General features: G+C 49.5%; 6 protein-coding genes. 5 read left to right on the top strand and 1 reads right to left on the bottom strand.

The features are described from left to right. Positions 1-880 precede the first annotated feature (880 nt). The gene (locus tag AXA67_07925) at positions 881-1,093 is read right to left on the bottom strand and encodes a hypothetical protein (protein KXJ40914.1); all 213 of its coding nucleotides are present in this window, start codon (positions 1,091-1,093) and stop codon (positions 881-883) included. A gap of 149 nt (positions 1,094-1,242) precedes the next feature. Between AXA67_07925 and argS the strand changes: the two genes are divergently transcribed. From argS to AXA67_07900, 5 genes are all read left to right on the top strand, one after another. Continuing rightward, a complete protein-coding gene (gene argS / locus AXA67_07920) occupies positions 1,243-3,000 on the top strand; it encodes an arginine--tRNA ligase (GenBank protein KXJ40918.1) in 1,758 nt (585 codons plus the stop codon). A gap of 4 nt (positions 3,001-3,004) precedes the next feature. Further along, a complete protein-coding gene (locus AXA67_07915) occupies positions 3,005-3,553 on the top strand; it encodes a hypothetical protein (protein KXJ40913.1) in 549 nt (182 codons plus the stop codon). Next, positions 3,550-4,251, top strand: coding sequence for a hypothetical protein (locus AXA67_07910; protein ID KXJ40912.1), 702 nt, complete (start codon positions 3,550-3,552; stop codon positions 4,249-4,251). The genes AXA67_07915 and AXA67_07910 overlap by 4 nt, the downstream gene beginning before the upstream one ends. A gap of 188 nt (positions 4,252-4,439) precedes the next feature. Then, positions 4,440-5,636, top strand: a complete 1,197-nt coding sequence (locus AXA67_07905; GenBank protein KXJ40911.1) for an aminotransferase — start codon at positions 4,440-4,442, stop codon at positions 5,634-5,636. Positions 5,637-5,729: 93 nt separating this feature from the next. Next, on the top strand, positions 5,730-6,101 hold the full coding sequence (locus AXA67_07900; GenBank protein ID KXJ40910.1) for a hypothetical protein: 372 nt from the start codon (positions 5,730-5,732) through the stop codon (positions 6,099-6,101). Positions 6,102-6,266 lie beyond the last annotated feature (165 nt).

The raw sequence follows: 6,266 nt of genomic DNA, 5'->3' as shown, positions 1-6,266 counted from the left end.
CATCATGAACGCCATGATTAAAAATAACACCCCTTGGACGCCAAAAATGGCTTGACAGGGAACACGGTTGCTCTCCCAGTTTTGGGAGAGGGGACAATCGGCCGAATGGCCGATCAATCCGGCTTTTAGCCGGTGGAGTATTCACAGGAAGGTCTGACTTAATTCAGACCTTCTTAAATAGGCTCCTTGGTTTCCATTGGTTAACCATGGATGCGGCTTACAAGCCGCAGTTAACAATTAGCAAGGTATATGCCAAAAAATAATTTTCTTTTATTTCAACAGGCTAAAAAGAATTCCGGATATCTTTGGCCATGCGAAAGCGGGAAATGACTGATTGTTTGTGTGAAATGACTGATATGTTGCTGGCGAAACCAAAATGGCCAGCGAGGAAAGCGTTAGTCTACCTGTGTAGGCTGATTGCTCTGATTTTTTAGTTTGGTTGGGGTTGAAGCCAAGCCAAGTTCTTTCAGTCAGACTTTACTTGAGTATGGTGCTGTTAATAGTTTGGCCGATAGATACTGCGAGCCAAGATTTCAGTGATCAACAAAATCTTGTGGAAAAGTACCAAAACAAGCATCAGCCATTTCGGGCTTGGCTTCTAGCCCGGATATTTCACCAGCCGGATTCGGGCTTTTTTGTAGTCGGCTGATTTTTAAATATAAAATGCTTGGGTTTGATGATTTCCACGAAATCCATTTTGGATTCCGCCCGAATCCTATCCCGGCCCTGGCTTGTCCAGGCACGTCTGGGCTTGGGCTTCCTTCAAGCCATAGCTACGGCTATGCCTTTCAGTCCAGCCCGGCGCCCAGTCGCACCTGTCCTGTGCCATCATCCGGGATGCTGGTGAAATATCCGGGCTAGGGAAGAGTGGCTATAGTGTTTAGTCTTCCAGCCGGAATCCCACCTTCAGCACTACTTGAAAATGACCGACTTCGCCATTGACGATATGGCCCCGGGTTTCTGTTACCTGAAACCAATTCAAGTGTTTCAGGGTTTTGGATGCCTTGGCAATGGCGTTGCGGATGGCCTGGTCGATGCTGTCCGGTGAGGAGCCGACGATTTCTATGACTTTGTAAGTATGTTCAGTGGTCATGCGGAGTCTCCTGATTGAATCAAACAGCCACCAGAATAATCTTATTTATAGCCTCGTCAATCCCCGACAGGAAAATTATCCTGATCATATCGTTGCCACAGTATGATCAATTCAAGGATAATACTTTCCCTTTTCCTACCGAAGAATCCATGAAAGATCATTTACAGCAATTGCTGCGGCAAGCCATCACACAACTGCAGCAACAAGGTGAAATGCCTTCAGATTTGCAATATCAAGTCCGGGTGGACCGGGCTCGAGATACTTCCCATGGGGATTTTGCCTCCAATATCGCCCTTGCCCTGGCCAAGCCAGCTGCTTTACCGCCCCGGCAGTTGGCGGAGAAAATTGTACAGGCGCTGCCTGATGACCCAATGGTCAAGCAGGTGGAAATTGCAGGACCAGGGTTTATCAATTTCTTTATCCAGCCTGCCGCGCAATTTGACGTAATTGGCAGGATCTTGGATGAAGGGGAATCTTTTGGTACCAGCCAAATTGGTGCTGGTCAGCGGATTCATATCGAATTCGTCTCGGCCAATCCTACCGGTCCTTTGCACGTGGGGCATGGACGGGGGGCGGCTTACGGTGCTAGTGTCGCTAATCTTCTAAGCGCCATCGGTTGCCGGGTGCATCGGGAGTATTATGTGAATGACGCGGGCCGGCAGATGGATATTCTAACTGTCAGTGTCTGGATGCGTTATTTGGAACTGTGTGGAGAAGGGGTGCCTTTTCCGGAAAATGGCTACCGGGGCGGATATATCCGCTCGATTGCACAATCGCTTCATGCCAAAGTAAGTGACGAATTCCGCCGTCCCGCCGAATTGGTGATGGAAGGGTTACCACCCGATGCGCCAGAAGGCGATAAGGAACTCTATATTGATGCTCTGATTCAGCGGGCTAAAACCCTGCTGGGAGATGACGCTTACGAGGAGGTTTTTCAATCCGCGCTAGGTAGTATCCTGGACGATATTCGGGAGGATTTGGAGGAATTTGGCGTTCACTACGATGAATGGTTTTCCGAGCGCCGCCTGGTGCAATCAGGGGCAGTGGAGCAAGTGTTGCAAACATTGGAAAATGCCGGTTATTTGTATCAAAAGGAAGGCGCAACCTGGTTTGCTTCTTCCCGCTTCGGGGATGAAAAAGACCGGGTCGTGATCCGGGAAAATGGCCAGATGACCTATTTCGCTTCCGATATTGCCTATCATCAAAATAAGTTCGAGCGGGGATTTGACTATTTGATTGATGTGTGGGGAGCGGATCATCACGGTTACGTCCCTCGATTGAAAGCGGCGGTTCAGGCGCTTGATCATGATCCTGAAGCGCTGGAAGTACGGCTGGTGCAGTTTGCCATTTTGTACCGGGGCAAGGAAAAAGTCCCCATGTCCACCCGGGCCGGGGAATTTGTCACCCTGCGTCAACTTCGCGAAGAAGTGGGCAAGGACGCGGCCCGTTTCTTTTATTGCATGCGCAAGGCCGAGCAGCACATGGATTTTGACCTGGAATTGGCGGTGTCCCAATCCAATGAAAACCCGGTGTATTATGTGCAATACGCCCATGCCCGGGTGTGCAGCGTTTTCAAGCAATTGACAGAAAAAGGCTGGCGTCACGATGTGGCCAGGGGGCTGGCCAGTCTGGAACGTTTGACAGAACCGCACGAACAAACCCTATTGATTACGTTGGCCCGCTATCCGGAAACGGTGGAAAGGGCGGCGCGCCAACGGGAACCCCACCAAATCACGCAATATTTGCGGGAATTGGCGGCGCAATTTCATACTTACTACAATGCCCATACGTTTTTGGTGGAGGATGAAAACTTGCGTGACGCCCGCTTGAATCTGATTGAAGCCGTGCGTCAAACCATTGCCAATGGTTTGCGGTTGCTCGATGTTTCCGCGCCGGAGGCGATGTAAGCCCATGGCCCGGCGTCGAGCAACCAATGTCCGGAAAAAGAAGCCTAACTACCCCGAAAGGCGGCCGGCGCCCTGGTGGCAGTGGGGGTTGGGTATTTTAGTTGTTGGAGGCTTTGTCTATTTTCTTTATTCCTTGAATAAAGGTGCATCCAACGAATCCGTGCCTGAAAAAGCAGCTTCCCTGCCCCCCGCCGAGGCGCGAATCCGGGAAACGCCAGATTTTTCTTTTTATACTATGCTTCCAGAACAAGAGGTCATTATTCCCGAGGGGGAAATCAAGACCCGCAAGCGTCAGGAGCGGTTGGGACGGGCAAAGCCCGGGCAATATGTGATTCAGGCGGGGTCTTTCCGAAGTATCCGGGATGCGGATCGTCTCAAGGCCAAGCTGGCTTTATTGGGGGTAGAGGCGAAAATCCAGCCCGCCACTATTCGCGGGACCCAATGGTATAGGGTTCGAATTGGTCCGTTCAGGCAAATGAATGAAGTGGAAAAGATCAGAACCCGGTTGCGTCAAAACCGGATTGATAGTGTTGTTCAGGCAGTCAAGCAGTGAAAAATCTCTTGTTTTTGATAACTGTATTATTATTAATTTCGGGTTGCGCTGCCAACCTTTCTAAAAAAGAACAATATTCTGAAGAAACTCCTTCTGACGCGGCTTTATCGAAAGATTACGGTTGGTGGTATGCTGCATTTCGTTTCGAATGGCCGGCAAACAGCGCGCCCTTGTGGCACCGGGATGTCATGGTGGCCCACCGGATTATTCTGCCTGTGCTTAAACAATACCGGCCACAAATCAAATATTGGCGGGTTCACCGCCGGGCTGGCCGTGATGGTGGCGGGCACCGCTTTAGTTTTATTTTCTATGCCACGCCCCAGACGGCGCAAGCCATTTACGCCCAAATTGAAACCGATCCCGATTTAATGGCATGGCGGCAAAAGGGCATGATTACCCAGATTCATTTTGATGACTTTAGACAAATCCTCAAGCCAGATATAGAGGATACGAGCGACCCGTCATGGCCAGCGATTATTCAACAGACTTGGCCCTTATATATTCAAGGTGTCAGTGAAATGTGGCTGGCTTTGGTGGAAAAACTGGCCGAAGAGTTTGCTTTGGATACATTGGCGGAAAAGCCTTATCGCCAAGTCCAACATCATTTGACCCTGCTTTGGGCCCACAATGCGCGCCATGCTTTTTTGCATCACTTGAATGCCATTTATGCTTATGAGACTTTTTGGGCAAGTTATTAAGATTATGAAGCCATCGGTTGCCGTTGAAACATAACTTGCTAATGATAAGGTTATAGGCTACACTCAATATTAATGAACATTGTTTATTAAAGATTGTCTTTTTTGAATATCTTTTCCCAGCACCTTCTGTTGTGGTTGATGCTTAGAATCTATGTTCCTTATTTTTCCAACTTAAATTTAAAATTTCTATGCTATACGGTTTATTCAATATTCCTTGGTGGGGTTATGTTGTAGTCACCCTGGGGTTGACTCATATTACTATTGCGGCGGTTACCATTTATCTCCATCGTTGCCAGGCCCACAGGGCTTTGGACCTTCATCCCATTGTCAGCCATTTTTTCCGCTTTTGGTTGTGGTTGACGACAGGCATGCAAACCCAGGAATGGTCGGCCATTCACCGCAAACACCACGCCAAGTGTGAAACGGAGGAAGATCCCCACAGCCCTCAAGTGCTGGGGATTCGAAAGGTTTTATTGGAGGGCGCGGAGCTTTATCGCCAGGCCCGCAAAGACCGCAAATCCATTGAGCAATACGGCTGGGGGGCTCCCAATGATTGGCTGGAGCGAAACGTCTATGCCCAGCCGATAATTTCACAATTAGGCATTCCTTTAATGTTACTGATTGATCTGGCTTGCTTCGGCGTTTTGGGCCTGACGGTCTGGGCGGTGCAAATGCTTTGGATACCCGTGTGGGCCGCTGGTGTCATTAATGGCCTGGGTCATTATCTTGGCTATCGTAATTTTGAAACCACCGATGCCGCTACCAACCTGATTCCTTGGGGGATTTTGGTAGGCGGCGAGGAACTGCATAATAATCACCACGCCTATCCCTCTTCGGCCAAATTATCCAACAAGTGGTGGGAGTTCGACATTGGCTGGCTCTACATCCGCATACTGTCGATTCTTGGCCTGGCCAAGATCAAGCGCATTGCCCCTAAAGTACGGATGCGGCGCGAAGGTGGCGTTCTGAGCGGGGAAACCGTGCAAGCGTTGATGCGCAACCGCTTCCATGTTTTAACCTTGTATGCCCGCACTGTCATCTTGCCAGTCTTGAAAGGGGAATATCAGTCAGCTGACCGTCAAGTGCGCAAGACTTTAAAACAAGTCAAGCCCTTCTTGGTACGGGAAGATATCCAACTGGACCCGCAATCGGAACAAGTGGTTAATCAAGCCATGAGCAGCAGTGAAGCTTTACGCACTGTGTATCAGTTCAAGGCCCGCTTGAAGGAAATCTGGGCGCAACGCGCGCCACACCCCGAGGTTCGATTGGAAAAGCTGAAAGCGTGGTGTCAGGAAGCGGAGCAGACGGGTATTGAGGCACTGCATGAATTTGCTGCTTTGCTGCGGGGCTATTCTCTGCAACCGGCGCTTGTCACGCCCCGGTAATTTTTAAATGATAATGATGCGTTGGACGCCGCCACCTTGTCCAATGGGGCAATGAAAGCTATACTCGGTCTCTCAGTCAATTGAGAGGCCGTTTTGCGTTATTGCCGTCCTTTTTTAATCTTGTTGTTGTGCCTGCCCCAGGTTTTTGCGCCTTTGGTGCATGCCCACTTAGGCGAGGAGCCAGCGAATACGGCCTTTCATATTCCGGGTCTGGAAGCCTGGAATACCGCGCAAACTTTCTTCCTTCCGGCAAACTCCCTGGGTTGTGAAAAGGGGATTGTTGTTGGCTTGAGTCAAGGTGTTTTGCCCAAGGCAACTTCGTCCAAACAGCCTCCATCACTGCCGCCATCCCTTTTTCCCGCTGGCTTGACTTTCTACGCACAGGGCGTTTGTCAGTCTTCACAATCTGTTTTTTCTCCCGTCGAATATTCCTCAAAGGCTTTGCCCCGCGCGCCTCCTGCCTGATTTCTCCTTTGCAATGGGTTTAGGAATCTTTGGTTTATCCAGAGATTTCTATGGCACAAGGGGATACCACCAAAATCAATTGCGTTAAATACTTGTTTTTGTAAAAAGAAACGAAAAATGTATTTTTGTTTCTTGCGGGCTGAGAATTCACGAACGAATGATTCA

This window comes from Methylothermaceae bacteria B42 (assembly GCA_001566965.1).
Taxonomy (GTDB): Bacteria; Pseudomonadota; Gammaproteobacteria; order Methylococcales; family Methylothermaceae; genus Methylohalobius.
This window is presented reverse-complemented; position numbering and strand designations above follow the sequence as displayed.

What these genes read in the sequence shown, in the direction of transcription:
- AXA67_07915 (KXJ40913.1), top strand. Translation starts at nt 3,005, where the DNA reads ATGGCCCGGCGTCGAGCAACCAATGTCCGGAAAAAGAAGCCTAACTAC.
- AXA67_07925 (KXJ40914.1), bottom strand. Translation starts at nt 1,093, where the DNA reads ATGACCACTGAACATACTTACAAAGTCATAGAAATCGTCGGCTCCTCA.
- argS (KXJ40918.1), top strand. Translation starts at nt 1,243, where the DNA reads ATGAAAGATCATTTACAGCAATTGCTGCGGCAAGCCATCACACAACTG.
- AXA67_07905 (KXJ40911.1), top strand. Translation starts at nt 4,440, where the DNA reads ATGCTATACGGTTTATTCAATATTCCTTGGTGGGGTTATGTTGTAGTC.